Here is a 26,387-nt window from a genome sequence, read left to right as displayed (position 1 = left end):
GGATGAGAAAGAGGGAATTGCGCTAACTCGCAAAGCTTTCAATTCTACATCGCCGGGCCGTTTCAGCCCGGTTCGGAAGTGCCACCACTTCCAAGGCAACACGGCCTTCGCTCGCTCGGAAAAAGCGCTCCTTCATTTCCGGCCGGAACGATTTCCTCCGCCGCGCTTGCGCCCTGCCCCCGGTGGACCGGCGCGGCGCCCTTCTTCTTCACGGCGGCGCTGAAGGGCATCCTGACCAATGTAGCCAAAGGAAGTTTTCATGGGATCGGGCTGTTGGGGGGTGCTGGTCTTGCCTGGCGGCTTGGTACCACGCGGGCGCGGGGTACCCCCAGGCGCGCTCGGGCCGTCCCCAGCCCAAGCTCCACTCTCAGCGCGAGAGCCAAAGTACGAACCTGGCCCCCGACTGCCGTCTGAAGCACCCCGCGGCTTGTTGGACTTGCCGCCCGATTTGCCTCTGCTCGCCGGATGGCGGACCCCGTTGCGAGGCAGACGGTCCATGCCGCCCTCCGCGCCTGCCAAGCCAGCCGCCGCGGTCAGCCTATCAATGTCACGTTGGTCCAGCTCGATCCAGGCACCGCGCTTGAGGCCTCGCGGCAACATCACGACGCCGTAACGAATGCGGATGAGCCGGCTGACGGCATGTCCCACGGCTTCGAGCATGCGGCGAACTTCGCGGTTTCGACCTTCGGCAATGGTCACGCGATACCAGCAGTTGGCCCCTTCACCTCCACCGTCCTCGATCGATGCGAACTGGGCTGGCCCGTCTTCGAGCTGCACACCATCGAGCAGTCGCTGTTTTTCTTCATTGGACAATGCACCCAGCACCCGCACCGCGTATTCGCGCTGCAAGCCGAAGCGCGGGTGCATCAACCGGTTGGCCAGCTCTCCCGAACTCGTGAGCAGCAGCAGACCTTCCGTGTTGATGTCAAGCCGCCCCACCGACTGCCATTTGCCCTGGATCAACCTTGGCAAGCGCCGAAACACGGTGGGCCGGTTCTGCGGATCGTCTCGCGTGACCACTTCGCCTGCGGGCTTGTGGTAAGCCAGCACCCGCGGCGGCGGTGGCGTCATGCGCACACGAACGGGCTTTCCGTTCACCTTGATCACGTCGCCAAACTGGATCCGCTGACCGATGTGGGCGGGCTCGCCATTGACTGAAATGCGCCCTTCAAGAATCAACTGCTCCATTTCCAGCCGCGATCCCATGCCTGCCTGGGCAAGCACCTTGTGCAGCTTGGGAGATTCGGCCTGTGGTGCCAGCACGCGTTTGCCCGGAAGAGGCAGATCCTGTTCCTGCTCGGCATCGAAAGCGCCGCTGACGACGTCACCAAATTGAAGGTGTGCGGCTTCGCCCGCACCGGGATGGCCTGCAGACGCCCTTTCAGGCGAGCCGCCATGCTCCGCGCGAATCTCCTTCTGCGCGTCTGCGTTCACCTCGGCAATTTCGGAGGGGACAGGTTCAGTGGGGGGGGTTGGTGCCGAGTTCATTGGATTCCTGGGTAACGTCGGCCACCGGCATCATGCCGGAGGAACTTTCGGATGGGGCAGCATTTGGCGTGGCAGCGGCTTCGGAGAGAGACAGGATTTCTGGTTCTGCCGGTCCGGCATCAAGGTCAGCCTGAAGGCCACTCGAAAGGGCCTCAAAGTCCAGCCGGTCCAGGGCAGACTCCTGGATCTCGCTGGCTTCCAGCGGAGGCAGTTGATCCAGCGAAGCAAGGCCCAGGTCGTCCAGAAACTGGCGGGTTGTGGCGAACAGCGCTGGTCTCCCCACCGTCTCCCTGTGGCCGATGACCTCGATCCAGCCCCGGTCTTCCAGCTGTTTGATGATCAAGGAGTTGATGGTCACGCCTCGAATGTCTTCCATGTCGCCACGGGTCACGGGCTGCCGGTACGCGATGATGGCCAAAGTCTCGAGGGTGGCGCGACTGTACTTGGGCGGTTTCTCCGGGTGCAGTCTGTCCAGGTACGGACGCAGCTCCGGACGCGACTGGAATCGCCAGCCTGTCGCCACATGAACCAGCTCCACGCCCCGCCCGGTCCATTCCAGCTGAAGGTCGGCCAGAAGCTTCTTGAGGGTGTCGGTGGACAAAGCCTGATCGAACAGAACCGCGATGTCCCGCAGGGAGAGCGGCTGAGCTGCGCAGATCAGTGCCGTTTCAAGGACACGCTTGGCATCCGTGGTGTTCATCTGTGGTGTTCAGTCAATGGCCCATGGCCGGCTGGGCAGGAGAAAATCATGCAATACCCGCTGAGCGACTGGCATGGGATGCGGCGGGTGTTGGCGTATATCTCAACGCACGGTCTGTGGTGACCGGGAAGGCGAGAATCACGTTGGCGCCAGAGTGTGGTGTTTTGTGGTCGACAAACCGCTTCACAGCGACAACTCTGCCGTGCCACCTGTCTCTGACGCAATCAATCCAGACACTCCGGATTGTAATGGAGCCCGGCTTGCTTCAAGGCTTCCTTGAAATCTTGCGGAGGGTCTGATCGAAACACCAGGGGTTTCCCCGTCACTGGGTGATTCAACTCCAGACGAGTGGCATGAAGAGCCTGGCGAGTCAGTCCCCACAATGGACGGCCCCCATACAGCACGTCACCCACCAAAGGGTGCCCCAACCAGGCCCCGTGCACCCGAATCTGGTGGGTGCGCCCAGTGTGCAGTCGACAGACCAGCAAGGAGGCCTGATCGGTCTTTTCTAGGACGGTCAGCGTGGTTTGGGCCGGCTTGCCGCTTCCCGCCTCCACCACGGCCATCCGCAGGCGGTTGCGAACATCCCGGCCAATGGCCTGGTCGACTGTGATTTCTGGCTGGCTACTCCAGCGCCCATGGGCCAAGGCGAGGTAGAGGCGTTTGACGTCCCGGGCAGCAATTGCACGAACCAGCGCGTCCACAGCGCGGCGCGACTTTCCCACCAGCATGAGGCCCGAGGTGTCCTTGTCCAGGCGGTGCACGATGCCTGCGCGCGGCAGTGCTGAAGCCCCCGCATGAAAGGCCAGCAAGCCGTTGAGCAGCGTACCGCTCCAGTTGCCCGCGCCCGGATGAACCACCAAGCCCGCCGGTTTATGTATCACCAGCAGATCGGCGTCCTCGAACACCACATCCAGGCTCATTTCTTCTGCCACAAAGGCCTGGACCTGCTGCGGAGGCCGAAGTCCCACGGCGAGGCGATCACCCACGGTCAAACGGACTGCGGGCTTTCGCTGGGGTGTGCCCCGCAGTTCGACCGCGCCATCGACGATGAGCTGCTGCAAGTAGGTGCGCGAGAACTCGGGGATCAGGCGTGCGAGCACCCGATCCAGCCGCCAGCCGTGCATGTCTGCTGGAACCTCGCCATGCCGAATTTCCACCTCTGAAAGCACAACGTCAGCAGGTGTATCCAGAGGGTCTTCGAGATCTTCCCCCATCGATATAATTTCAGCGTTCAAGCTTTGTTCCGTTGTAAAGGTGCGCGTGTGATACGTTCGTTCAGATTATCGGTTGTGTCGCTGCCCCTGATCGGTGCAACGCTGGCCCTCTCGGGATGCAGCAGCACACCCGTCGACAACACCCTTGGATGGAGTCCCAACAGGCTCTTAAGCGAAGCGCGGGACGAGCGCGATTCTGGCAACTTCGACAAAGCGGTCGTGTTGTACGAGAAGCTTGAAGGTCGTGCTGCCGGCACCCCGCTGGCCCAACAAGCCCAACTGGACAAGGCCTACACACACTACAAAGCTGGAGAGCCAGCGCAGGCCCAGGCTGCAATCGACCGTTTCATGCGCCTTCATCCCACCAGCCCGGCCATGGACTACGCGCTCTACCTGAAGGGTTTGGTTTCATTCAACGACAATCTCGGCCTTTTCGGATCACTTGCACGGCAAGACTTGTCGGAACGCGACCAAAAGGCGGCGAAAGAGTCTTTTGAGGCATTCAAGGATCTGGTCAACCGCTTCCCGGATTCGCGTTATTCGGCTGATGCGAGGATTCGCATGACCTACATCGTGAACTCGCTGGCTCAGTATGAGGTTCACGTTGCACGCTACTACTACAGCCGTGGTGCCCATGTGGCGGCGATCAACCGCGCCCAGTCGGCGCTGGTCGACTATGCAGATGCACCTGCACTTGAAGAGGCGCTTTACATCCTGGTTCAGTCTTACGACGCTTTGGGCATGGATCAGTTGAGGGACGACGCGCGGCGCGTCATGGAAACCAACTTTCCGCAAAGCACCTTTCTCACCCAGGGCTTCCGGAAATCTTCGGATCCCTGGTGGAAGGTCTGGTGAGCCGCATGCTGGCCAACTCGGCCATCATTTCTGTGTCGTCCATCAATTGACGATGTGGCGGCAAAATGGCCAACAGTTGCGGTCCGTATTCCCTCAGCAGCAGCCGCTTGTCGCCAATGACAGCGATGCCCCGGTCGTCTGCCGAACGGATCAACCGGCCAACGCCCTGCTTGAGCGTCAGCTTGGTTTCCGAAAGCAATCCGTGAACAAACGGATCAAGGCCTTTGATTGAAAGCTGCCTGCTTCTCGCTTCCATGACCGGATCATCCGGTGGCGGAAACGGCAACTTGTCGATCACCAGAAGCTGAAGCACATCGCCAGTCAGATCAATCCCCTCCCAGAACGCCATCGATGAGACCAGCACCGAGGCCTGGTCAGGATCGCAATCATGCAGCGAAGGTGCGCCCGCATCGCGAAACCGTTGCAGAAGATGTGCACGTGGGCACATGGATTCGTCCAGCACATTCAGCACTTCGCAGCCACCCCGTGCCACTTGCCAGCGCAGGCGATGTGCAATTCGATAGGCCGCCTTTCGGGTGGTGGTCAATACAAGTGTTCGCCCTCCCAGCTGGGACGCCCAGTTCGCAATGGCATCAGCAAGAGCGATGCTGTGCGCAGGCTCTGAGGGCATGGGCAGTCGCCGTGGCACGAACAGCGCCATCTGGTTCACACGGTGGAACGGGCTCGGAATTTGTGCAGTCTGGACTCCCTCTCGCGCCTTGAGCCCTAGACGCTCGGTAAACCAAGAGAGAGAGGTGTCGTGACCCAGTGTGGCGGAAGTGAATATCCAGCCAGTTGCATCCGCCTCCGGGCCATCCATCAGCTGCTGAAAAAAATCTGCGCTTTCAGAAGGACCACTCATCAGCGCCCATCCGTTTGATCCGACGCCCTCTTCGCCCCAGTCAATCCAGCACACCTCATGCATCCCGTCAGGGCCTCTGCCTCGGGCCAGTCTGCGCCATGCCACCACCAGATCGTGCGCTCGCTCAAGAAGGCGACCAAGATCCGGCGATGACGAAGCGGTGCCTCGCAGGCTTTCATATGCAGAACGCAATGCTGTGTCCATGGCAATGGCGGCCCTTGCCCACGCATCTCCATCCAGGCCACTTGGCACGGCACCGTCCCATCGGCTGCGGCGCCCTGACAACCCTGCGCTTCCCGCCATTTCCTCGATCAGCCGAACCGCCTGGCCAATGGACATGGCCAGATGGCTCCAGGGACGCAACCCTTGCGCCCACAGCTTGCCCTGATTCACAAGGTCGCGGGCGAAAGCGTTCAGCTGCCTTGTTCCCACAACGGCCGCCAGTTGCTGGGTGCCGACCTCATTCAGATGATGTGCCTCGTCAAACACCACCACGCCTCGTCCGGTCAGCAGGCTGGTGTCGCCAGATCGTCGACCCGTCGTCTCAGCAAAAAAGAGGTGATGATTCAGTACGACCCAGTCGGCCGACGCGGCTTGGCGCTTGGCGCGCAAATAGTGGCAATCTGCAACCCGTGGGCAGGCCGAACGCAGGCAATTCTCAGTGGTGGAACCCGCAAGCGCAGCCATTTGCGACTGCCCATCCCATCCGTCGAGTTCAGAAAAATCGCCTTGTTGGGACCCTCGGGCCCAGTGTCGAATGTTTTCCAGCTGCACTGAGAGCGCCGGGTCTCGCAATCGTCCGCCATTCTCCTGACACGCCTGCTCAAGTCGATGCAGGCACACATAGCTGGAGCGCCCCTTGAGAACCGCCACACGCACCGGAATACCCAACAACCGAGTTACCGCCGGTATGTCGCGCTGGGCCAGTTGCGCCTGAAGCACGTGAGTGGCGGTGGACAGCACGGCACGCTGCCCACTCAGCAGAAGGGGAACGAGATAGGCAAACGTCTTGCCCACCCCAGTACCAGCTTCCACCACCAGACTGCCATGCAGCGTGATCGCATGTGCCACCAGCCTGGCCATCTCGATCTGCCCCTCTCTTTGCTGGAGGCGCAGGTCGCCCCGAGCCATGGCACCTCCTTCGGCCCAGGCCTCGAGTACCTGTCGCTCAAGTGTCGTCAAGGTATCAGGCCCTGAAGCCAGCCAGCCACTGCCTTGTGGATCGAATCGTGTTCACAACGGTCCGATGGCCTCGGTTTTGGTGATAGGCTGCTCGCACAACCAGATTTCGTCGTTACCATTGCGAAGGTTCTGCGGTCACCGCTTCCATTGACTGACTACAAGATTCACTATGTCCAAAGGCTACCGCATTCAGGCTTCCACCGGGATCCACAAAGGTGACCGCGACTACCAGCAGGATCAGGTTTGCCTCTTGCATCATCCCCGCCACAGTGGCTGCCTCCTGGCGGTCGTGGCCGATGGCATGGGTGGTCGCAGCGGTGGAAGAAAAGCGTCAGACCAGGTGATGCTGACAGCCCGCCAACTCTTTGAGCGCTACGACCCGGACTCTGATGACAGTGCGGCCCTGCTGAGACAAATTGTTGAAGAATCGCATCTGGTCATCAAGCTGACCGCTGTTTCCGCTGAGCAAGAGCCTCACAGTACGATTGCAGCGTTCCTCGTGAATCCAGCAGGTGACAGCCACTGGGTGCACGCAGGCGATTCGCGAATCTACCACTTCAGACATGGAAAAATGGTGTTCAGAACCATGGACCATTCCTACGTTCAGACGCTGGTCAATCAGGGCGAAATCAGCGAAGAAGAAGCGCTGGACCACCCGCATTCCAACATCCTCATGGGCTGCCTGGGTACCGACAACGATCCACCGGTGGACATACACGTGGTTTCCCAGCTGGTAACCGGTGATGCCATCGTTGCATGTAGCGATGGGGTCTGGCACTACTTCACGCCGGAAGAGCTGTCGAGCACCGTGGCCATGCTCTCACCGCGCGAGGCCTGCGAATTCCTGATCCAGAAGGCTCGCTCGAGATCCAAAGGCATGGGAGACAACCTCTCCCTGGTCATTGTCAAGCTCGATCCACTGGGCTGATCTGCACTCAGGCAAACAGCCTTTTTCTGGTTTGCGGCCATTGCACCAGGACAACGTGGTCAGGTCAGGCTGGTATCGACCAAGCGGTGCTCCAGCGCAGTGAACTCCGCCGACTGCATTTCGTTCAGTCGCGATACCGTTCTAGGGAATTCGTGCGACATTGGTCCTTCGGTATACAAATGCTCGGGCGGCACCGCCGCCGACATGACCAACTTCACACGGCGGTCATACAACACATCAATCAGCCAGGTAAATCGCCTTGCCTCCGACGCCTGGCGCACCGACATCTGAGGCACATTCGACAGCATCAGGGTGTGGAACTGGGTGGCGATTTCCAGATAGTCGTTCTGTGATCGTGGACCGCCGCAAAGCGTTCTGAAGTCGAACCAGATCACACCGCCAGCGCGCCGCAACGCCTGTATTTCCCGCGACTCGATTCGCATGACCGGGTCCTGATCGGCAGTCTCGGCCAGCTGGCTGAAAGTTTCCTCCATGGCGGTATCTGAATCTGCCCCCAGAGGACAGTGGTACAGCTGCACATGCGTGAGAGTTCGCTGCCGGTAATCGGTGCCGTTGTCCACACTCAGCACTTCCAGGCGCTGCTTCAACAGCTCGATGGCAGGCAGAATGCGATCGCGATGCAATCCGTCCGGGTACAAACCATCCGGGTGGAAGTTGGAGGTGGTGACAAAGCCCACGCCTGCCTTGAAGAGCGCATCCAGCAGGCGGTGCAGGATCATGGCGTCGGTCACGTCCGCCACATGAAACTCGTCAAAGCAAATGAGCTTGTAGCGTCTGGCCATTCGCAGACCCAGCTCATCCAGCGGGTTCACTGTACCCTGCAGATCACGCAGTTCGCGGTGCACCTCGCGCATGAACTCATGAAAATGCAGGCGGGTCTTGCGCCGGATCGGCACCGCATTGAAGAAGCAGTCCATCAGAAAACTCTTGCCCCGGCCCACGCCACCGTACATGTACACGCCGCGAGGAATATCTGGCCGGTTGATGAGCTTTTTCAGCGGGTTCGACCGTTTTTGCTTGTAGTGTGCCCACTCGCTCGCGCAGCGCTCCAATGCGTCAATCGCACGTTGCTGCGCAGGATCGGTCTTGTAGCCGCGTTCCTTGAGAGCGGCCTCATAGAACGCCCTTACAGACACGGGCATCCCTCAAATGGGCATGGACTTGCTCCCTGCATCGGGCTTGCGCAGCTACCCTGCAACACCGGCTCTGCCGATCTGCAGGGGCGACCCTTTTGAGACGTCAATAGCCGCGACTCCAGGTCTGGCCGGGCCTGCCTCCACGGATCCGAAAGGCAGCCGACCCTGCGAGTCGCCCGTACGCAACCACTCGCCGTGAGCAACCGACAGGTGCGGATCAAAAGTTCAGCGTCCGTTTGTCCACAGCCAGTGCGGCCTCCTTCGTGGCCTCGGACAGTGAAGGATGTGCATGGCAAATCCGGGCAATGTCCTCGGCACTGGCCTTGAACTCCATCGCCACCACCGCTTCGGCAATCAATTCCGAAGCCATGGGGCCCACAATGTGCACGCCCAGGATTTCGTCGGTTGTGGCATCGGCGAGGAACTTGACCATGCCGGTGGTGTCGCCCAGCGCTCGTGCACGGCCGTTGGCAAGGAACGGGAAGGTGCCGGCCTTGTATTTCACGCCGTCGGCCTTGAGCTGCTGCTCGGTGCGGCCCACCCAGGCGATTTCCGGGCTGGTGTAGATCACCCAGGGAACGGTGTTGAAGTTCACATGCCCATGCTGACCGGCGATGCGCTCGGCCACGGCAACGCCCTCTTCTTCCGCCTTGTGCGCCAGCATGGGGCCACGAACCACGTCGCCCACGGCCCACACGCCTTTGAGACTGGTGCGGCACGCTTCGTCCACGACGATGGCACCACGCTCGTCCAGCTGCAGACCGACCGCTTCGGCGTTCAGGCCGATGGTGTTGGGCACCCGGCCGATCGAGACAATCAGTTTGTCGGCATCGATGCTCTGCGCTTCACCTTTGGCGTTCGTGTAAGACACACTCACGCCCTTCTTGGTGGTCTTGATGTCGCCGACCTTCACGCCCAGTTCGATCTTCAGGCCCTGTTTGTCAAACGCCTTCTTGGCTTCCTTGGCGATCTGTTCATCAACCGCACCCAGGAAGGTCGGCAAACCTTCCAGAATGATCACGTCGGAACCCAGACGGCGCCAGACCGAGCCCATCTCAAGACCGATCACGCCAGAGCCGATCAAGACCAACTTTTTGGGAACCGAACCGATGCGCAGGGCGCCGTCATTGGACAGCACGGTTTCTTCATCAAAGGGCACACCAGGCAGCGCTCTGGCATTGGAGCCAGTGGCCACAATGATCTGCTGGCCTGTGAGGACTTCTTCCTTCTCGCCGGCTACCTGGATCTCGTAGCCCGCTTCCACTGTCTTGACGAACGAACCACGCCCGTGGAAAAACGTGATCTTGTTCTTCTTGAACAGGTACAGGATGCCGTCGTTGTTCTGTTTGACCACCGTGTCCTTGCGACCGATCATCCTGGCGATGTCGATCTTCACGTTGGTTGCGCTGATGCCGTGGTCAGCGAAGTGGTGGTTGGCGTGGTCGAAGTGCTCAGACGACTGCAGCAGGGCCTTGGAGGGAATACAACCCACATTGGTGCAGGTGCCGCCAGGCGCGGGGCCGCCAGCGGCATTCTTCCATTCGTCGATACAGGCCACCTTGAAGCCAAGCTGGGCGGCACGAATGGCCGCAATGTATCCACCGGGACCGCCACCAATGACGATCACATCAAAAGACTGGGACATGTTCAAACTCTCGGTTGGTGCCCGCTTCACTCATTCAGCGGGCACGAAGATCCAAAGCAGGATGTAGAGGACCAGCCCTGTACCTCCCGCAAAAAACAGCACGGACAGCAACAATCGCCAGATCCAGGCGTCTGCGCCAGTGGCGGCAGCAAGCCCGCCACAGACGCCGGCGATCCACTTGTCGGTGCGGGAGCGACGCAGGTTGTTCAAGGCCTGCGCCAGTTCGGAAGGATTCTGCGGTGTCGACCCCGTACCCAGCAGACGGGATTTTGCCCGCTCAAACTCTTCCACCGACAGGCTTCCGCGTTCGCGGAGTTGCTCGAGTTTCAGAAGTTCGTCTGCCAGAGACATGGTCAAGGCGCCTTTCTCGACATCAGATGTCGAACAGCAGACGCGCGGGATCTTCCAGCGCTTCCTTCATGGCCACCAGACCCAGCACGGCCTCGCGGCCGTCGATGATGCGGTGGTCGTAAGACAAGGCGAAGTAGTTCATCGGACGCACGACCACCTGGCCGTTTTCCACCATGGCGCGCTCCTTGGTGGCATGGACCCCGAGGATGGCCGACTGCGGCGGGTTGATGATGGGAGTGGACATCATCGAGCCGAAGGTGCCGCCATTGGAGATGGAGAACGTGCCGCCAGTGAGGTCGTCCAGCCCGATCTTGCCGTCCTTGGCCTTCTGACCGAATTCGGCGATCTTCTTCTCGATGTCGGCAAAACTCATCTGATCCGCGTTGCGGATGATGGGCACCACCAGGCCACGCGGAGATCCCACTGCGATACCGATGTCGAAATACCCGTGGTACACGATGTCGTTGCCGTCCACCGAGGCGTTGAGGATGGGGTACTTCTTGAGCGCATGCACCGCCGCCTTCACGAAAAAGCTCATGAAACCGAGCTTGACGCCGTGTTCCTTCTCGAACCGCTCCTGGAACTTCTTGCGCATCTCCATGACCGGGGCCATGTTGATCTCGTTGAAGGTTGTCAGGATGGCGTTGGTGGACTGAGACTGCAACAGTCGCTCAGCCACACGGGCACGCAGGCGGGTCATGGGTACACGCTCTTCAGGGCGGTCGCCCAGATCCGGTGCCACCACGGCGACCTGAGGCAGCACCCTGGATGGTGCACCCGTCGGGATTGCCACGGGTGCGGCCACTGCCGTCTTGGGCGCTGTGGCACCGCCCGCCACGGCTGAGAGCACGTCGCCCTTGGTAACGCGACCGTCTTTTCCAGTCCCGCTGACCGAACCAGCCGCGAGCTTGTTGTCGGCCATGAGCTTGGCTGCAGCGGGCATGGCCACACCGGCCTTGGAAGATGACGAGGCCGCTGCAGCAGGAGCAGCAGCCTGAGCGGGCGCAGCGGATTCGGTCGGCGCCGATGCACCAGCGCCAGCCACTGCTTCGGTGTCGATGCGCGCGATCAACTGTTCGGCGGCCACGGTCGCACCGTCCACCTGTACCAGTTCCACCAGCACGCCGGCAGCGGGAGCCGGCACTTCCAACACGACTTTGTCGGTCTCGATCTCGATCAGGATCTCGTCGAGCGCGACCGCATCACCGGCTTTTTTCTTCCATTGCAACAAGGTGGCTTCGGCCACCGACTCGGACAACTGGGGAACCTTGACTTCTACGATTGCCATTTTTCTTTCCTGGTATTGCTTTACGCGTCAGGAGAAGGAAATGCCACGGTCCGGCGATTCACCGGCACAGCTGACGCTCCCCGCCCTGGCACTGTTCATTTGGTGAGGATGAATCCCTTGAGCTTGCCGAATGCCGCCTCGATCAGCGTTTTCTGCTGCTCCTGGTGCAAGTGGGCATAACCGACTGCAGGCGAGGCCGACGCCACCCGGCCGGCATAACCGAGCTTCTGGCCGTCCAGCATGTTCTCGTGAATGTAGTGCTGCACGAAGAACCAGGCGCCCTGATTCTGCGGTTCATCCTGGCACCAGACGATGTCGGTGGCGTTCGGGTACTTCCTGATCTCTGCACCAAACACCTTGTGCGGGAACGGGTAGAGCTGCTCGACACGCAGAATCACCACGTCGTCCGACCCCTTTTCCTCGCGCTTCTTCACCAGATCGTAGTAGACCTTGCCTGAGCAGCAGATGATGCGCTTGACCTTGTCGGCCTTCTTGACGACATCGGCGTTCTGCTCGGGGATGATGGTCTGGAAGCTGCCTTTGGTGAACTCGGACAGCGGTGAGGTGGCGTCCTTGTTGCGCAGCAGCGATTTCGGCGTGAAGATGATGAGTGGCTTGCGCAAGTTGCGCACCATCTGCCTGCGAAGCACATGGAAGATCTGGCTGGCCGTGGTGGGCTGCACGATCTGCATGTTGGTGTCGGCCGCCAGCTGCATGAAACGCTCCACGCGAGCCGAACTGTGTTCCGGGCCCTGACCCTCATAGCCGTGAGGCAGCATCAGGGTGATGCCGTTGACACGGCCCCACTTGACTTCGCCGGAAGCAATGAACTGGTCGATCACCACCTGTGCGCCATTGGCAAAGTCGCCAAACTGTGCCTCCCAGATCACCAGGGTGTTGGGATCGTTCGACGCATAGCCATATTCGAAACCCAGAACCGCTTCCTCTGACAGGATCGAGTCGATCACCACGAATGGTGCCTGGTTGTCGGCGACATTCTGCAGGGGGATGTAGGTGCCTTCGTGGTACTTTTCACGGTTCTGGTCGTGGATAACCGCGTGACGGTGCGTGAACGTGCCGCGCCCGCAGTCCTCCCCAGAAAGGCGCACTGGGAAACCACTGGCCACCAGCGAGGCAAACGCCATGTGTTCACCCATGCCCCAGTCCACCGGAATGTCGCCCCGGCCCATCGCCGCGCGGTCGGCGTAGACTTTTTTCACCAGCTGGTGAGGACTGATACTTTCAGGCACCGTGGTCAGGCTCTCTGCCAAACGGGTCCACTCGGCCAGAGGAATCGCGGTGTCCGCTGCATCGGTCCATTTCTTGCCCAGGAAAGGCGTCCAGTCGACTGCGTACTTGCTCTTGAAATTGGTGAGCACGGGGTCTACCGTGTGCCGTCCTGCGTCAAGTGCGGCGCGGTAGGCCTTTGCCATGTCGTCGCCCAGCGTTTCGCCCAGGCCTTGCGCAGCCAGTTTGTCGGCGTAGAGCTTGCGGGTGCCGGGATGGGCCGCGATCTTCTTGTACATCAGCGGCTGGGTCAGGCTGGGGGTGTCCTGTTCGTTGTGACCCAGCTTGCGGAAGCAGACGATGTCGACCACCACGTCCTTCTGGAAAGTCAGGCGAAACTCGAGAGCCAGGCGCGTGGCCAGCACCACGGCCTCAGGGTCGTCACCGTTGACGTGCAGCACCGGCGCTTCAATCATCTTGACGATGTCCGAGCAGTACAGTGTGGAGCGACTGTCGCGAGGGTCAGAGGTGGTGAAGCCGATCTGGTTGTTGATCACCAGGTGCACGGTGCCACCCGTCGTGTAGCCGCGCGTCTCGGCAAGTGCGAGGGTTTCCATCACCACGCCCTGGCCGGCAAATGCAGCGTCGCCATGCACCTGCACGGGAAGTACCTGCTTGCCCAGCGGGTCGCCGCGACGGTCCATGCGGGCGCGCACGGAGCCTTCCACCACAGGGTTGACGATTTCGAGGTGGGAGGGGTTGAAGGCCAGCGTGAGGTGTACCGGGCCGCCGGGGGTGGACACGTCGGAGCTGAAACCCTGGTGGTACTTGACGTCACCAGAAGGCAGGTCTTCAGGGGCCGTGTGGTCGAACTCGGCGAACAGATCCTTGGGCATCTTGCCAAGTGTGTTGACCAGCACGTTCAAGCGACCGCGGTGGGCCATTCCGATCACGATTTCCTGGAGGCCGGCGACACCGCCGGAGCGGATGAGCTCATCCATCGAGGCGATAAAGCTTTCGCCACCTTCAAGGGAGAACCGTTTTTGCCCGACGTACTTGGTATGCAGGAATCTCTCAAGGCCTTCTGCCGCCGTGAGCCGATCCAGTATGTGCTTTTTGTGCTCTGCATCGAACGACGGCTTGGACCGAATGGATTCCAGCTTCTCCTGCCACCAGCGCTTCTGGTTCTGGTCGGTGATGTACATGTACTCCGCGCCGATGGAGCCGCAATAGGTCTCCCGAAGGGCGTTGAGCAGATCGCGCAAGGACATGACTTCCTTGCCGAAGAATGTGTTGCTGGTGTTGAACACCGTTTCGAAGTCGGCGTCGGCGAACCCGTAAAAAGACGGGTCCAACTCGGGAATATGTTCGCGCTCGGTGCGCTTGAGCGGATCCAGGTCGGCCCAGCGAGCGCCGACGTTGCGATAAGCAGCAATCAGTTGCTGGACCGCTACGCGCTTGCGACCCAGATCGGAGTCGGCGCCAGCAGCCACCACCACCTTGGTGCCACCCTGCTTGGCGCGATCGGCAAAAGCATTGATGACGGGAAGGTGGGGAACGTCGCGGGCATCGGTGCCGTCGGCCGCCGGTACATGCTGGAGCGCGTCGAAATAGGAACGCCAGGTGTCAGAAACGCTACCGGGGTTTTCCAGGTAGTTCTCGTACATCTCCTCCACATAAGGGGCGTTGCCGCCAAACAGGTAGGAGTTGGTGTTGTAGGCAACATAGACGTTGCCCCCATTTGATTGGGTATCGCTCATGAATCCGCTGACCTCCGTTTCCCTTCGGGAAACATTAGCTGGTTAAGAAAACCTTCCGCGACACGGCTGAACCGTTTGGCGGATGCGACAGTGACTGTGGAAGGACCTGACTGCAATTGGCGATTGTGCCATTGCAGACATCAATCAGGGAGAAAAACTGTTCCGGATGGACAGAATGATCACGGATGCCACCCCGCTTGTCGTGCGCCGCACAACACAAAACAAGTGGGCATGTTGAATCCCAGGCTCAGGAGACCACCCTCGGTGAGAGCCTCTGCGAAGCGGGAACGGAACTGGGTTCGTCCATCTCGATCGCTATCTGGGTGCACACGGTTCTGCACAACGTGACAGCCTGCTCGCTTTGAACCCGGTAAATCACCTGGGTACCTTCCTTGCGCTTGGCAAGCACCCCGGCTCGATAAAGCAGGTTCAGATGCTGCGACAGATTGGGCTGGGTGGTATCGATTTCCTGAAGCAGCTGCGACACCGATTTTTCCTTGTCGCACAACGCACTCAGCACACGCAGCCGCATGGGCGTGGCCAACACACCGAACAGCTCAGCCGCCAGCTCGAACACGCGGGCTTTCTCCACGTTGGCGCCAGTTTCGATCATCTGTTCCATGGCATGCATCACTTTTGTGAATATAAGCATGCATCATACTGGCAAGTCGCACCTGCGTCCAAGGGCTGTATCGCCTTGAAACCCGATGTCCGGTCGGGCCGAGATCCTCAAAGAGCCAGGCCCTCTTTCACGCCATCATGTCCTTGATCTGCTGCAAAGCCGATGGGTCGTCCATGGTGGTGAGATCGCCCGGGTCCCTGCCCTCGCACACCGCCTGTATGGCCCTGCGCAACATCTTGCCGCTGCGCGTTTTGGGCAACAGTGTCACAAACTGCACCCGCGACGGACGCGCCACGGCGCCCAGTTGCTCATCAACCAGCTTCATGACCTCACCTTCCAGCTTCAGCCGGGCAGCCTCGTCGGTCAGCAAGCTCGCGTCCCGGACCACGGCGAATGCCATGGCCACCTGCCCTTTTAGTTGGTCGGCCACGCCCACCACTGCCACTTCGGCGATGCGTGGGTGGCTGGAAATGCTCTCTTCAATTTCACGCGTTCCGAGGCGGTGCCCCGCCACATTGATCACGTCGTCGGTGCGTCCGAGGATGAAGTAGTAGCCGTCCTCATCACGGATGCCCCAGTCAAACGTGCTGTAGACCAAGCGGCCCGGCACGCTGGACCAGTAGGTTTTGACGAAGCGATCATCGTCCTGCCAGACCGTCTGCATGCAGCCAGGAGGCAACGGGCCTTCGATGGCCACCACGCCCTTCTGGTTGCCGCCAACGAGCTCTTCGCCGGTTTGATCGTCAAGCAGCTTGACGTTGTAACCGTAAACCGCCTTTCCGGGCGAACCGAATTTGGTGGGTGCTTTCTCAACACCATTGCATATCGACAGGATGGGCCAGCCGGTCTCGGTCTGCCAGTAGTTGTCAATGATGGGCTTGCTCAAGGCGTCTGCAATCCACTTGGCGGTGGGCTCGTCCAGCGGCTCCCCTGCCAGAAACAATGCCTTCAAACTGGAAAGATCGTATTTGCGGAGCAGCGAAGCGTCGTATTTTTTCAGCACGCGCACGGCTGTGGGCGCGCTGAACATCACCGAGACTTTGTACTTCTCCACGAGGCTCCACCAGATGCCTGCATCCGGCCGGATGGGCAGACCCTCGTACATGATGGTGGCCATGCCGGCAATCAGTGGTCCGTAAATGATGTAGCTGTGACCGACCACCCAGCCGATGTCACTGGTAGAGAAATAGGTCTCTCCCGGTTCGCCCATGTAAATGTGTTTCATGGAGGCCGCCAAGGCGACGGCATAGCCTCCGGTGTCCCGCTGAACACCCTTGGGTTTGCCGGTGGTGCCGCTGGTGTAGAGCGTGTAGCTGGGGTGGGTGGAATCCACCCATTCGCATTCGACCTGTGTATCCAGATGGCGCTGCCGCGCACCCGCATAGTCCACATCCCGGCCCGGGACCGCTGAAAAAGGCGCCAGCCCCCGGTCAACCATCAAGACGGAGTTGGGCTTGTGCGCAGAGAGCGCGATCGCCTCGTCAAGAAGCGGCTTGTAAGGCACCACTTTCCCGTTGCGGGAGCCAGCATCTGCGCTGACGATGGTCACAGGCGACGCATCCTCAATCCGGCTGGCCAGTGAATGGCTCGCAAACCCTCCAAACACCACGGAGTGGATCGCGCCGATGCGGACGCACGCCAGCATGGCGAATGCGGCCTCCGGAATCATGGGCATGTAAATGAGCACCCGGTCACCCTTCTTCACACCTTCTGCGCGGAGGATGGCAGCCATGCGCTGCACTTCGGCATGCAACTGCCGGAAGCTGTAGGTGCGCTCTGTATCGGTTTCGGTCGACACAAAGATCAAGGCGTTCTGATCACCACGGTCCTTGAGATGGCGATCCACCGCGTTGTGGCACAGATTGGTCAAACCACCTTCAAACCATCGCGCAAATGGCGGGTTGTCGTAGTTGCAGACGCGGTCAAACGGCTTGTGCCAGTCCACCAAGGCGGCTTGCTCGCCCCAGAAGGCGTCGCGCTCGTCAATGGACCGGCGATGGAAATCAGCGTAGTTGATGGATGCGTTCATGAATGTCTCCAGTTTGAGAGTTCAGATGTGGACAACCTTTTTTGTGCACCGAGCATCCCACGGCAACTCGCCCATGGCGGCCGCCAAAGCCCAGCAATTGCTCAATCTGAATTCATAATTATGAACACACGGCTTGCGAGAGGCTGACACGCACAACAGCCACTGCGCCACCCTTCCGCCAGCTACTTGATCAGCGCGTGGACCTCTCGAAACAAGGGATGGTCAGCACTACGCAGCCACTCGAACGCAACCATTTCAGTCGTCACCAACTCGGCACCTGCCCCAGCCAGGCGATCGAAAGCCGCATCGCGGTTGCGTTCCGTACGAGAAGCACAGGCGTCGGTTACCACCCAGACATCAAACTCCTGCTCGATCAACTCCAGCGCAGTCTGGAGCAGGCAGACGTGGGCCTCACAGCCTGCGATCACAATGGTCTGTCTGCCTTGCGGTGACGCAGCGGGCTTTTGCAAATGCTTGGGGAGACTGCGCGCATTGCCACCCTGCTGTTTCACCAGCGGACGCAACCAATCTGCCAACCCATCGGACACTGCACCGAACGACATTTTTGCCAAGGTTTTCTGGCACAGCAGACGAAGCTCGGGGGCGTTAGGACCGAGCTTTTCAGGATTCTGCTCAGTACCCAGCACGGGCACCTCCATCAAAATTGCCATGCGGGCCAACCGGACGGCGTTGGCCAATGCCAGTGCACCATCGGACAGAGCCGGCAACAGGCGTTCCTGGTAATCCACGAGCACCAACTGTGAGTCTTCGGCATCCAACAACATGCAATTCCTTTGATCAATTTCAATTATCAGAAACCGCATTCTCGCCGAGCACTTCGCCTGGCGGCACACTTGAAGCCTGTCGACCCACCCAGATTCCCGTCCGAAAACAGAGCCGCATGGTGAATGAGTGGCACCACCTGCATCACCGCATGCGTGCGCAGTGTCGCCATGTATTCGAAAGTACAACAGAATCAAGCGCTTGAAGCTCTTTCTTCGCTTGACTTGGAAGATCAACACCGATACCCTCGCCGACATGGTCCGATGCATCCCCGCTCTCGTATTGGTGTTGTCTTCCGCAGCGCATGCTGCGCCGGCGCACGACACCTATGGAGATCTGGATACGCTGTTGGCGGACAAAGGCCTGATCACCCGGCTTGGTGACCAGTTGCAGCAAGCCCGCCTGTCGGTTTCGGACCAGGCCTCTGGTTTGGTCATCAATGCCATGGCTTTCCTGGGTGTCCCCTACAAGTGGGGTGGAAGCAGCTTCGAGACAGGCTTTGATTGCAGCGGTTTTGTGCGTGCGGTTTACGAGCAGTCTGTGGGCAAGGTACTGCCCCGGCGTTCTGATGAACAGGCTGCGGCAACCCAGATGATTGACCGCAACGAACTCAAGCCAGGCGATCTCGTTTTCTTCAACACCATGCGGCGCACATTCAGCCATGTCGGTATATATGTGGGCGAAGGCCGGTTCATCCACTCTCCCCGAGCAGGCGCCCATGTGCGCTTGGAAGACATGCGCCTCTCGTACTGGAATTCGCGTTTCAATGGCGCGCGCCGCGTGCTCCTGGACACACCCTCAGAGTCTTCTGCGAGCGTGATGCGCTGAGGTCTTCACTTCCGCTTTCTGCGCGAACGTGAACCCCTGTGCCCGAGCCCATTGCAAGCGCATTCGCTGACCGCGGCGCTGAGAGGGCGAGCTGCTTCTCGCAGTGCACACTGCACCATCGTTTCCCAACCATGACCCACCAGCCCATCCCGCTGCTCGCGGCCCAGTTGCGATCAGCCACCCGCGCGCTGCACGCCGAAGTGGAGCGCACCGGTGTCATGCCTGACCTTCTGCGTGGCGAACTGCCCGTCGATGGTTATGTCGCGCTGCTGCGCAACCTCCATGCGATCTACGCCACGCTGGAACCGGCATTGATGCTGAGGGCAGGTGATCCACGGGTGGGGCTGGTCTGCAAGACAGATCTCTTCAGGTTGCCCGCCCTGGAAAGCGATCTGACTGCGCTCTCTGTAAAAAACAATTGGCTCAAGCTACCGGTTCAGGAAGCCACCCTGGCCTATGTCGCCCGTTTGCTCAATGCCTCAACCGAAGACCCGGTTCGCCTGGTTGCCCATGCCTATGTTCGGTACCTGGGAGACCTCAATGGGGGCCAGGTGCTGACACGCGCCGTCTCGCGTCTTACGGAGCACTTGCGTATTTCTTGTGTCGCCTTTTACGATTTTGGCGGCAAGACCGAGGCCGCCAACCATGCCCGCGATCTTCGCGAAGCACTTGATGCGCTGCCACTGACAGAGGCGGAAACAACATCGGTGGTGGATGAGACACTCTGGGCGTTCAAACAGCATGGTCTGATCTTCAAGGCGCTCAGTGCCTCCTCGACCGGTCCGTCTCAGGACTTTTCAGTGTGACTCCGAATATGCCCGTACAGAGTCGCTGCGCGTCGTGCCGACTGTTCGAGCTGTTCCAGCAAGGGTGCGACAGAAGGGCCGATGGTCGAGTCTGCAATGTCCATGGCCGCCAGCGACACATTGGTAAAGATGGCATTGACCAACTCATCGGCATCGGTGCTCGCGCCAGACCGCTGGGGCCAGCCCAGCGAACCGCGAGCGGCCTCGGTCAATGAAGCTTCCAGATGACGCCGAGCGGCTTCGGCACGTTTGTTGTCACTGAGGTCGGCGAAGATCAGAATGAATCCGATCACTGCGCCGGCAGTGCCCGGCACCACCTCCGCTCGAAGGCTCACCGGCAGCGTCATGCCTGGCCCTCGAGTCAACGAAAACTCTTTACGCAAAGGTTGGTGTGCCGTGCGGGTATTGGCCAACATTTCATTGACCGCCTGCGGATCGCTGAACAAGGTCGCCACCTCCTCCAGCGAACCGCATTCAGCACTTGCAGGACCGGCCAACTGCAAAAAGGCCTGGTTGGTGAAGAGTACACGCCCGTCTGGGCTTGCAATAACGACAGGTTCATGGGAGCTCTCCATCGTGCTGCGAATCCGTCCCAACTGATGCTCCGCGATCAAGAGGCGGACTGCGTGGATCTGCACGATGATGTCCGCCAGGGAGAGTCCCAAGGCCTTGGCCAGGGCAATGTCTGAAGCGGTCCAAGGCAACGCCGTGCCCCTCACGATCTCCGACCAAGCCGCAAATGAGCGGCGCGGCGACAACTCCAGCGGGTCATCTCCCACGTGAGGCTTGGTCGGATCACCTGCCCAGGTCACTGAGGAAAGCTGCTCCTTGCGAAACCACATGAGGAAATCAGGTCGAACTCGTGAAAGTCGCATCGCCAGCACGCCGCTGGCGGTGGGCGTCAACGAAGCGAGTTCCGGGTTGGACCTGGACACCGACGAGCAATTGAACGGCGCTTCATGAGGGCAGTCGTTGACCCATTGAAGCAAAGCGCGAAGTTCCGGTGTTGATGGCACCTCTCCGGTCGTCAGGATCTCACCTTCGTAGAAAAGTGCTGCGCCAGTGGCCTCCAGGGGCTGCAAAAGCGTGCGCGGATTGCGAAACAGGGCGTAACGCCAATCACCTTCGGTTGACGTGGCTTCAACCAGCCGCTGCTCCAGCCGCCGCACCTGTATGGCGACCTGCGCGTGAGCATAGTTTTCAATGGCGGCAATGCGCGTCGAGATCACCTCGGCCATGAGATCGGCAGCCGCACGAACGGCGAATCGCATATTGCGGGGCGCGTAGTGGTGTGCCGCTATCAGGCCCCAGAGCTGCCCGTCATGCACCAGTGAAACCACCAAGGTGGCTGACACACCCATGTTCTTCAGGTACTGCAGGTGCAGGGGAGACATGCTTCGCAGGTAGCACATCGACATGTCGGTGTCCTGCCCCGAGAGTGGGAACAGCCGGGGAACCAACGGCGCCGGTTCGTAGTGCACATCGACCAGCACCCGGACCCGGTTGCGGATGTACAACTGTCTGGCGCGCTGAGGAATGTCCGACGCAGGGTAATGGTGCCCCAACAGGGAATCCAGGCGGGGATCGCGTGCCTCGGCGATGATCTTGCCATGGCCATCGGGGTCAAAGCGGTAGACCATGACGCGGTCATGACCGGTAAGCTCTCGATAGGCTTTGACCGCTGCGTCGGCCAGCTGGTTCACCGTAGATGCCTTTCCGAAGCGCTCAACCGATACCGCCAGGTGGTCTCGCAGTTCCTTTGCGCCGGTTGCAACCGTGAAAGCGTCCGAAGTTGCAAACCACAAGGGTTCAAGCTCTACAACCAGCACGCCCGGCGCCAGACGGTGGAGGCTGCCCTCGACGTCGCCGCGCGACACGTGCGCCTGCATCGGCTCTGGATCTTCCAACGAACATGCGCCTGCCATGCTCCGCACGCACTCATCCAGGTTTCCGCCCAGCAGCTTGAGTGGCTTGCCCAGCAGCTCACTCAGTGGCTTGCCGATCAGCTCAGCAACATTGGCGCTGAGCTGAACGATGGTCCAGTCGGCTTCGTTCACCACCAGCATCACGCCATGCGGCTGAACGGAGCCCGCAAGGTGAATGAGCTCGCGCTCGCAGTTGGTCAGATCGGCCTGGCCGAATGCGGGGCTGTTTGGCACGCTGAGGATGTCCGAAATTCTGCTGCGGGCTAGTTCAGAAAGCCCGAGGGCGCAGCACCACCAGCCCCCTGCGCGGGCTGCAAGCCGAGTTCAATCAGCTGCCGCTCGAGCACTGAGACCGGTAGGCCAAGCACCCTGGCCGCCCTCTCGGAATCGCCGTTCGCACGTTCGAATGCCACTTTCAAGAAATGGCGTTCGATCACTTGAGTGGCACTGAGCACCAGCTCCGTCAGCTTCACCTCACCCAGACGGGCAGTCAATTGAGATAATTCGAGCGCCAGTTCGCCGTCAATGCCTTCGGTCGACAGGGTTGAAGGGCGAAGAGTGCGCAAAGTCAGGCCGATACACGCTTGATCACCTTCATCGAGCATGGTTGCCACCACCTCAACGGATATTGCAGGCGATTCAAGTGCCACAGGCAATGGACCCGTCAGCCCTCGCCGCTGAGCCTCGCTGATGAGTTGGGGCAGGTACGGCGCAAGCCCTGTCAGAACAGCATCAATCTGACGCCCCTTGAGCTGGACTGCGCCGCCGCCTTCGCACAATCGCGCAAATGCAGGGTTGCACATCAGGATGCCACCGCTTGAATCAGTGATCACAACGGCGTCCTGAGTCTGCTCGACAAACTGCGCCGGGTCTTGCTGGATCAAAGCGTCAGAAGGCCGGACCCGCACCATGAGCAACAATGCGTTGTCCGCGCGAAACGGCGTGGCTGACACCGCCACCAGTGCAGCACTGCCCGCGACGCGAGCACGGATCTCGGCGGGCAGTCCCGTTGTTCGGGTAGAAGTGAGGAGTTCCCCAAAAGCAGGCTGAGATGTGGGATCAAACCCCTGAGCTGCATCCAGGCCGACCAGCGATTCCAACGGCAAGCCAAAAAGACAAGTTGCGGCTTGATTGGCATCCACGACCTGCATGGTCAGGGCATCCACCACCAGAACGCCATCGGTCGCCACCTGAAAAAGAAGCCTGTACCTGGACTCAGCTTGACGGCGCGCCCAATAGGACTGTTCCATTTCCTGCTGCGACTGGATGAAATGCTGCTGGATGGCCGCAATGGCTCGCATGTCGCGCCCTGCGGCGATCAGCGGACCACCTTGGCCCAAACGAATGGCCGAATAGGCCATCGGGATGTCTGCGCCTGAATGCGAGAGCAGACTCACCTCCCTTCGCCGTGTGAGTCCCGCTGTGCAAGCCTCTTCGAGCAACTGATCCACTTTCGCGCGCGACTCCTTTGTGACGGTGTCACTCCAGTGACGGCCAACCCAGTCGCTCGTGGCCTCCGTGAGTTTGGCGTCGCACACGGAAACGTTTTGAATCACGCCATCTGAGCTGATGACCAATGCGATGTCGCTGGATACCGTCGCCAGGGCCAATGCAAGTTCAGGCGCCAGTGGCGCCAACTCACACAGATCAATGGGCTTGTCCGGACGATCGGTCATGGTGGCTTTCATCAGGAGGGAAGCTGGCTTCTGTCGCCGCGCCAGTCTTGTCCAGTGGCGTGCGACTGATTTAAAACCTCGACTTGCAATTTTACGCCTTGAGGGTCATTTTGGCGATTTCAGACTTCATGCTCGCGCCCGCTCCATGTCCCGGTTGCAATGAAGATGCTCCCCATCCACGTGGTGCTCACATCCATATCCCGAAGGAATGTGGCGAGAATGGACCACGGCTTGTCCAGTCCGTCCATGGTGGTGACCGAGTACATCGCAGCGCTCCAGACAAACAGGTTGACCGGCCACACCCAGGGGGCCGCCCATTGAAGGCCAGTCGCCACAACCCTTGCACCGGGCTTGAGATGCTGCATCACGTGGGCGATAGCTTCTGGCTGCCGAAGTATGTCGTGCGTGAAATGGAAAATGGCCGCGTCGGCCTGGCCGCGCAGAGATGCCTCATCGGCAGCTTCGCTCAACAACCTGACCCCGTGCCAGCCATGAGCCTGAACACGCTCCCTGGCTTTGTTTAGCATTTGCGGGCACTGTTCAATGCCAACGATGGTCCCCTGCTCTCCCACAAGTGCTTTCAGCGGCGCAAAACTCAGTCCGGTGCCACAACCGACGTCCAGCACGGATTCTCCGTCCCGGAGTTTGAGCCGGGATATCGCCTCCTGCCGCAAGGGCTCGAACAGCGCCAACTCGCCGTCGTAACCTTCAGCGCGCATCCTGTAGCGCTCAAGGGCTGCTCCCCTATCTGGGAACCGGCTTTGCGCGGCGCTTCTGGACTGTTTGATCATGGCAAGTCATCCCTTTCGTTTTTCAGGATAGACCTGCAGAGCCATCGACGCAAGTCAGGCGCACTTAAGGTGGAAAAAGCATGCTGACTCAGCATCCGGCAATAGCCCAAGAAATCCCTGTGGATTGCCCTTCATATTCGGAACTTTGATACGGGGGTGCCATTCAGAATAACAACAGTGTGCAGCAGGCCTGATCTTTGCTCTATGCTGGTGAGACCGTTGAGAGTACTGGCAGTTTTCTGTTGATCGCGCACAGTGCTGGTGCGGCTTCAAAAGAGTAAATTGGGCGCTGCGCCCAATGCCAGCATGAAGTCTTGTTGACTCTAAGGAGATGACAGTATGGACGTGATGAGCAACTTCGCCGCCCGGTACGAGCGCACACGGGAAGAGGTGATCTCGCTGCAGGACTACCTTGACCTCTGCAAGCGTGACCCAGTGGCCTATGCCAGTGCCGCTGAGCGCATGCTCAAGGCCATCGGCGACCCGCAAATGGTCGACACGCGCAACGACCCGCGGCTTTCGCGCATCTTCGCCAACAAGGTCATCAAGATCTATCCGGCGTTCAAAGAGTTCTACGGAATGGAGGACGCTATCGAACAGGTGGTGTCCTACTTTCGACACGCTGCCCAGGGCCTTGAAGAAAAGAAGCAGATCCTCTACCTGCTGGGTCCGGTGGGTGGCGGCAAGAGTTCGATCGCAGAGCGCCTGAAGCAGCTCGTTGAACACGTGCCGTTCTATGCGATTCAAGGCTCGCCGGTCAACGAGACGCCCCTGGGCCTGTTTGACGCGGCGGAAGACGGAGAGATTCTGGAAAAAGAATACGGCATCCCCAGGCGGTACCTCAACCGCATCCTCTCGCCCTGGGCTGTGAAGCGCCTTGAAGAGTACGGCGGGGACATCCGGAAATTCAAGGTGGTCAAGCGCTATCCGTCTGTGCTGCGGCAGATTGCGGTGGCGAAGACCGAACCGGGCGACGAGAACAACCAGGATATTTCTTCTCTGGTCGGCAAAGTCGACATCCGCAAGCTGGAAACCTTCGCGCAAGACGATCCGGACGCCTATTCGTACTCCGGCGGCCTGTGTCTGGCGAACCAAGGTCTGCTGGAATTCGTGGAGATGTTCAAGGCACCCATCAAGGTGCTGCATCCCCTGCTCACCGCCACGCAGGAAGGCAATTTCAAGGGAACAGAGGGCTTTGGTGCCATACCCTTTGACGGCGTGGTGCTGGCCCACAGCAACGAGAGCGAATGGAAGGCTTTCCGCAACAACAAGAACAACGAGGCCTTTCTGGATCGCATCTACATCGTCAAGGTGCCGTACTGTTTGCGAGTCTCTGAAGAAATCAAGATCTACGAGAAGCTGGTGCGCAACTCGTCGCTTGCCCAGGCGCCGTGCGCACCCGGAACGCTGCGCATGATGGCCCAGTTCTCCGTGCTCACCCGACTCAAAGAGCCTGAGAACTCCAGTATCTACAGCAAGATGCAGATCTACGATGGTGAGAACCTCAAGGACACGGACCCGAAGGCCAAATCGCTTCAGGAGTACCGCGACTACGCGGGCGTGGACGAAGGCATGAGCGGCGTTTCCACCCGCTTCGCGTTCAAGATCATCTCCAAGGTCTTCAACTTCGATAGCGCCGAAGTGGCTGCCAATCCGGTGCATCTGATGTACGTGCTGGAGCAGCAGATCGAACGAGAGCAGTTTCCTGCAGAAACCGAGCAGAAGTACATCAGCTATATCAAAGAATTGCTGGCACCGCGCTATGCCGAATTCATCGGCAAGGAAATCCAGACGGCCTACCTGGAAAGCTACAGCGAATACGGCCAGAACATTTTTGATCGCTACGTAACCTATGCCGATTACTGGATCCAGGACCAGGAGTACCGCGACGTCGACACCGGCGAGGTGTTTGACCGCTCTTCACTGAACGGCGAGCTGGAAAAGATCGAAAAGCCCGCAGGCATCGCCAATCCAAAGGATTTCCGGAACGAAATCGTCAACTTCGTGCTGCGCGCCCGAGCTGGCAACGCGGGCAACAACCCGACCTGGACAAGCTACGAGAAGCTGCGCACCGTCATTGAAAAGAAGATGTTCTCGAACACCGAAGAACTGCTCCCAGTGATCAGCTTCAACACCAAAAGCAGCGCCGACGAGCAGAAGAAGCATGAGGATTTTGTCAGCCGCATGGTCGAAAAAGGCTACACGGCCAAACAGGTGCGCCTGCTGTGCGAGTGGTACCTGCGGGTAAGAAAGAGTTCATAGGAGCA

At 59.8% G+C, this 26,387-nt stretch carries 20 protein-coding genes; 5 read left to right on the top strand and 15 right to left on the bottom strand.

Annotated elements, in window-relative coordinates:
• Positions 1 to 132: 132 nt before the first annotated feature.
• From rluB to Q7V46_RS15585, 3 genes are all read right to left on the bottom strand, one after another.
• Positions 133 to 1,488 (bottom strand): 23S rRNA pseudouridine(2605) synthase RluB, encoded by a 1,356-nt coding sequence (rluB, locus tag Q7V46_RS15595; protein ID WP_304914464.1) that lies wholly within the window; start codon positions 1,486 to 1,488, stop codon positions 133 to 135.
• The gene (gene scpB, locus Q7V46_RS15590) at positions 1,460 to 2,188 is read right to left on the bottom strand and encodes an SMC-Scp complex subunit ScpB (protein ID WP_304914463.1); all 729 of its coding nucleotides are present in this window, start codon (positions 2,186 to 2,188) and stop codon (positions 1,460 to 1,462) included. Before scpB ends, rluB begins: the two co-directional genes overlap by 29 nt.
• A gap of 224 nt (positions 2,189 to 2,412) precedes the next feature.
• A complete protein-coding gene (locus Q7V46_RS15585) occupies positions 2,413 to 3,426 on the bottom strand; it encodes an RluA family pseudouridine synthase (protein ID WP_370690358.1) in 1,014 nt (337 codons plus the stop codon).
• A gap of 30 nt (positions 3,427 to 3,456) precedes the next feature.
• Between Q7V46_RS15585 and Q7V46_RS15580 the strand changes: the two genes are divergently transcribed.
• Positions 3,457 to 4,260, top strand: coding sequence for an outer membrane protein assembly factor BamD (locus Q7V46_RS15580; RefSeq protein ID WP_304914576.1), 804 nt, complete (start codon positions 3,457 to 3,459; stop codon positions 4,258 to 4,260).
• Here the strand turns inward: Q7V46_RS15580 and Q7V46_RS15575 are convergent.
• Positions 4,211 to 6,253 (bottom strand): ATP-dependent DNA helicase, encoded by a 2,043-nt coding sequence (locus Q7V46_RS15575; RefSeq protein ID WP_304914462.1) that lies wholly within the window; start codon positions 6,251 to 6,253, stop codon positions 4,211 to 4,213. The two genes, Q7V46_RS15580 and Q7V46_RS15575, sit on opposite strands and share 50 nt — an antisense overlap.
• A 220-nt stretch (positions 6,254 to 6,473) precedes the next feature.
• On the opposite strand from Q7V46_RS15575, the gene Q7V46_RS15570 reads away from it, so the two are divergent.
• Positions 6,474 to 7,232 (top strand): PP2C family serine/threonine-protein phosphatase, encoded by a 759-nt coding sequence (locus Q7V46_RS15570; RefSeq protein ID WP_304914461.1) that lies wholly within the window; start codon positions 6,474 to 6,476, stop codon positions 7,230 to 7,232.
• 59 nt (positions 7,233 to 7,291) lie between these two features.
• Here Q7V46_RS15570 and zapE read toward each other — a convergent pair whose 3' ends face one another.
• The 8 genes from zapE to Q7V46_RS15530 all read right to left on the bottom strand — a co-directional run bounded on the left by zapE (position 7,292) and on the right by Q7V46_RS15530 (position 18,096).
• Entirely contained in the window at positions 7,292 to 8,395 is a 1,104-nt protein-coding gene (gene zapE / locus Q7V46_RS15565) for a cell division protein ZapE (protein ID WP_304914460.1), read from the bottom strand.
• A gap of 211 nt (positions 8,396 to 8,606) precedes the next feature.
• Positions 8,607 to 10,034, bottom strand: coding sequence for a dihydrolipoyl dehydrogenase (lpdA, locus tag Q7V46_RS15560; protein WP_304914459.1), 1,428 nt, complete (start codon positions 10,032 to 10,034; stop codon positions 8,607 to 8,609).
• 30 nt (positions 10,035 to 10,064) lie between these two features.
• On the bottom strand, positions 10,065 to 10,385 hold the full coding sequence (locus tag Q7V46_RS15555; RefSeq protein WP_304914575.1) for a PspC domain-containing protein: 321 nt from the start codon (positions 10,383 to 10,385) through the stop codon (positions 10,065 to 10,067).
• A gap of 22 nt (positions 10,386 to 10,407) precedes the next feature.
• On the bottom strand, positions 10,408 to 11,673 hold the full coding sequence (gene odhB, locus Q7V46_RS15550) for a 2-oxoglutarate dehydrogenase complex dihydrolipoyllysine-residue succinyltransferase (protein ID WP_304914458.1): 1,266 nt from the start codon (positions 11,671 to 11,673) through the stop codon (positions 10,408 to 10,410).
• 95 nt (positions 11,674 to 11,768) lie between these two features.
• Positions 11,769 to 14,660, bottom strand: a complete 2,892-nt coding sequence (locus tag Q7V46_RS15545; RefSeq protein ID WP_304914457.1) for a 2-oxoglutarate dehydrogenase E1 component — start codon at positions 14,658 to 14,660, stop codon at positions 11,769 to 11,771.
• Between the two features lie 247 nt (positions 14,661 to 14,907).
• Entirely contained in the window at positions 14,908 to 15,282 is a 375-nt protein-coding gene (locus Q7V46_RS15540; RefSeq protein ID WP_304914574.1) for a helix-turn-helix transcriptional regulator, read from the bottom strand.
• Positions 15,283 to 15,409: 127 nt separating this feature from the next.
• Positions 15,410 to 17,311, bottom strand: a complete 1,902-nt coding sequence (locus Q7V46_RS15535; protein ID WP_304914456.1) for a propionate--CoA ligase — start codon at positions 17,309 to 17,311, stop codon at positions 15,410 to 15,412.
• Between the two features lie 182 nt (positions 17,312 to 17,493).
• Entirely contained in the window at positions 17,494 to 18,096 is a 603-nt protein-coding gene (locus tag Q7V46_RS15530; protein ID WP_304914455.1) for an isochorismatase family protein, read from the bottom strand.
• A 253-nt stretch (positions 18,097 to 18,349) separates the two neighbouring features.
• Between Q7V46_RS15530 and Q7V46_RS15525 the strand changes: the two genes are divergently transcribed.
• On the top strand, positions 18,350 to 18,922 hold the full coding sequence (locus Q7V46_RS15525) for a C40 family peptidase (protein ID WP_304914573.1): 573 nt from the start codon (positions 18,350 to 18,352) through the stop codon (positions 18,920 to 18,922).
• Between the two features lie 131 nt (positions 18,923 to 19,053).
• Positions 19,054 to 19,728: a heme oxygenase (biliverdin-producing) gene (locus Q7V46_RS15520; RefSeq protein ID WP_304914454.1), complete on the top strand. Its 675-nt coding sequence runs from the start codon at positions 19,054 to 19,056 to the stop codon at positions 19,726 to 19,728.
• Here the strand turns inward: Q7V46_RS15520 and Q7V46_RS15515 are convergent.
• From Q7V46_RS15515 to Q7V46_RS15505, 3 genes are all read right to left on the bottom strand, one after another.
• Positions 19,710 to 21,887: a GAF domain-containing protein gene (locus Q7V46_RS15515; RefSeq protein ID WP_304914453.1), complete on the bottom strand. Its 2,178-nt coding sequence runs from the start codon at positions 21,885 to 21,887 to the stop codon at positions 19,710 to 19,712. The two genes, Q7V46_RS15520 and Q7V46_RS15515, sit on opposite strands and share 19 nt — an antisense overlap.
• A 29-nt stretch (positions 21,888 to 21,916) precedes the next feature.
• Positions 21,917 to 23,290, bottom strand: coding sequence for a transcriptional regulator PpsR (ppsR, locus tag Q7V46_RS15510; RefSeq protein WP_304914452.1), 1,374 nt, complete (start codon positions 23,288 to 23,290; stop codon positions 21,917 to 21,919).
• A gap of 158 nt (positions 23,291 to 23,448) precedes the next feature.
• Positions 23,449 to 24,120, bottom strand: a complete 672-nt coding sequence (locus tag Q7V46_RS15505) for a class I SAM-dependent methyltransferase (RefSeq protein WP_304914451.1) — start codon at positions 24,118 to 24,120, stop codon at positions 23,449 to 23,451.
• A gap of 339 nt (positions 24,121 to 24,459) precedes the next feature.
• Between Q7V46_RS15505 and Q7V46_RS15500 the strand changes: the two genes are divergently transcribed.
• On the top strand, positions 24,460 to 26,382 hold the full coding sequence (locus Q7V46_RS15500) for a PrkA family serine protein kinase (protein ID WP_304914450.1): 1,923 nt from the start codon (positions 24,460 to 24,462) through the stop codon (positions 26,380 to 26,382).
• The last annotated feature ends 5 nt before the right edge of the window (positions 26,383 to 26,387 follow it).

The organism is Hydrogenophaga sp., assembly GCF_030651625.1.
GTDB lineage: Bacteria > Pseudomonadota > Gammaproteobacteria > Burkholderiales > Burkholderiaceae_C > Hydrogenophaga.
This window is presented reverse-complemented; position numbering and strand designations above follow the sequence as displayed.

Excerpts from the sequence above, each read along its gene's own strand:
- rluB (WP_304914464.1), bottom strand. The coding sequence starts at position 1,488 with ATGAACTCGGCACCAACCCCCCCCACTGAACCTGTCCCCTCCGAAATT.
- scpB (WP_304914463.1), bottom strand. The coding sequence starts at position 2,188 with ATGAACACCACGGATGCCAAGCGTGTCCTTGAAACGGCACTGATCTGC.
- Q7V46_RS15575 (WP_304914462.1), bottom strand. The coding sequence starts at position 6,253 with ATGGCTCGGGGCGACCTGCGCCTCCAGCAAAGAGAGGGGCAGATCGAG.
- Q7V46_RS15570 (WP_304914461.1), top strand. The coding sequence starts at position 6,474 with ATGTCCAAAGGCTACCGCATTCAGGCTTCCACCGGGATCCACAAAGGT.
- zapE (WP_304914460.1), bottom strand. The coding sequence starts at position 8,395 with ATGCCCGTGTCTGTAAGGGCGTTCTATGAGGCCGCTCTCAAGGAACGC.
- lpdA (WP_304914459.1), bottom strand. The coding sequence starts at position 10,034 with ATGTCCCAGTCTTTTGATGTGATCGTCATTGGTGGCGGTCCCGGTGGA.
- Q7V46_RS15555 (WP_304914575.1), bottom strand. The coding sequence starts at position 10,385 with ATGTCTCTGGCAGACGAACTTCTGAAACTCGAGCAACTCCGCGAACGC.
- odhB (WP_304914458.1), bottom strand. The coding sequence starts at position 11,673 with ATGGCAATCGTAGAAGTCAAGGTTCCCCAGTTGTCCGAGTCGGTGGCC.
- Q7V46_RS15545 (WP_304914457.1), bottom strand. The coding sequence starts at position 14,660 with ATGAGCGATACCCAATCAAATGGGGGCAACGTCTATGTTGCCTACAAC.
- Q7V46_RS15540 (WP_304914574.1), bottom strand. The coding sequence starts at position 15,282 with ATGGAACAGATGATCGAAACTGGCGCCAACGTGGAGAAAGCCCGCGTG.
- Q7V46_RS15535 (WP_304914456.1), bottom strand. The coding sequence starts at position 17,311 with ATGAACGCATCCATCAACTACGCTGATTTCCATCGCCGGTCCATTGAC.
- Q7V46_RS15530 (WP_304914455.1), bottom strand. The coding sequence starts at position 18,096 with ATGTTGTTGGATGCCGAAGACTCACAGTTGGTGCTCGTGGATTACCAG.
- Q7V46_RS15525 (WP_304914573.1), top strand. The coding sequence starts at position 18,350 with ATGGTCCGATGCATCCCCGCTCTCGTATTGGTGTTGTCTTCCGCAGCG.
- Q7V46_RS15520 (WP_304914454.1), top strand. The coding sequence starts at position 19,054 with ATGACCCACCAGCCCATCCCGCTGCTCGCGGCCCAGTTGCGATCAGCC.
- Q7V46_RS15505 (WP_304914451.1), bottom strand. The coding sequence starts at position 24,120 with ATGATCAAACAGTCCAGAAGCGCCGCGCAAAGCCGGTTCCCAGATAGG.
- Q7V46_RS15500 (WP_304914450.1), top strand. The coding sequence starts at position 24,460 with ATGGACGTGATGAGCAACTTCGCCGCCCGGTACGAGCGCACACGGGAA.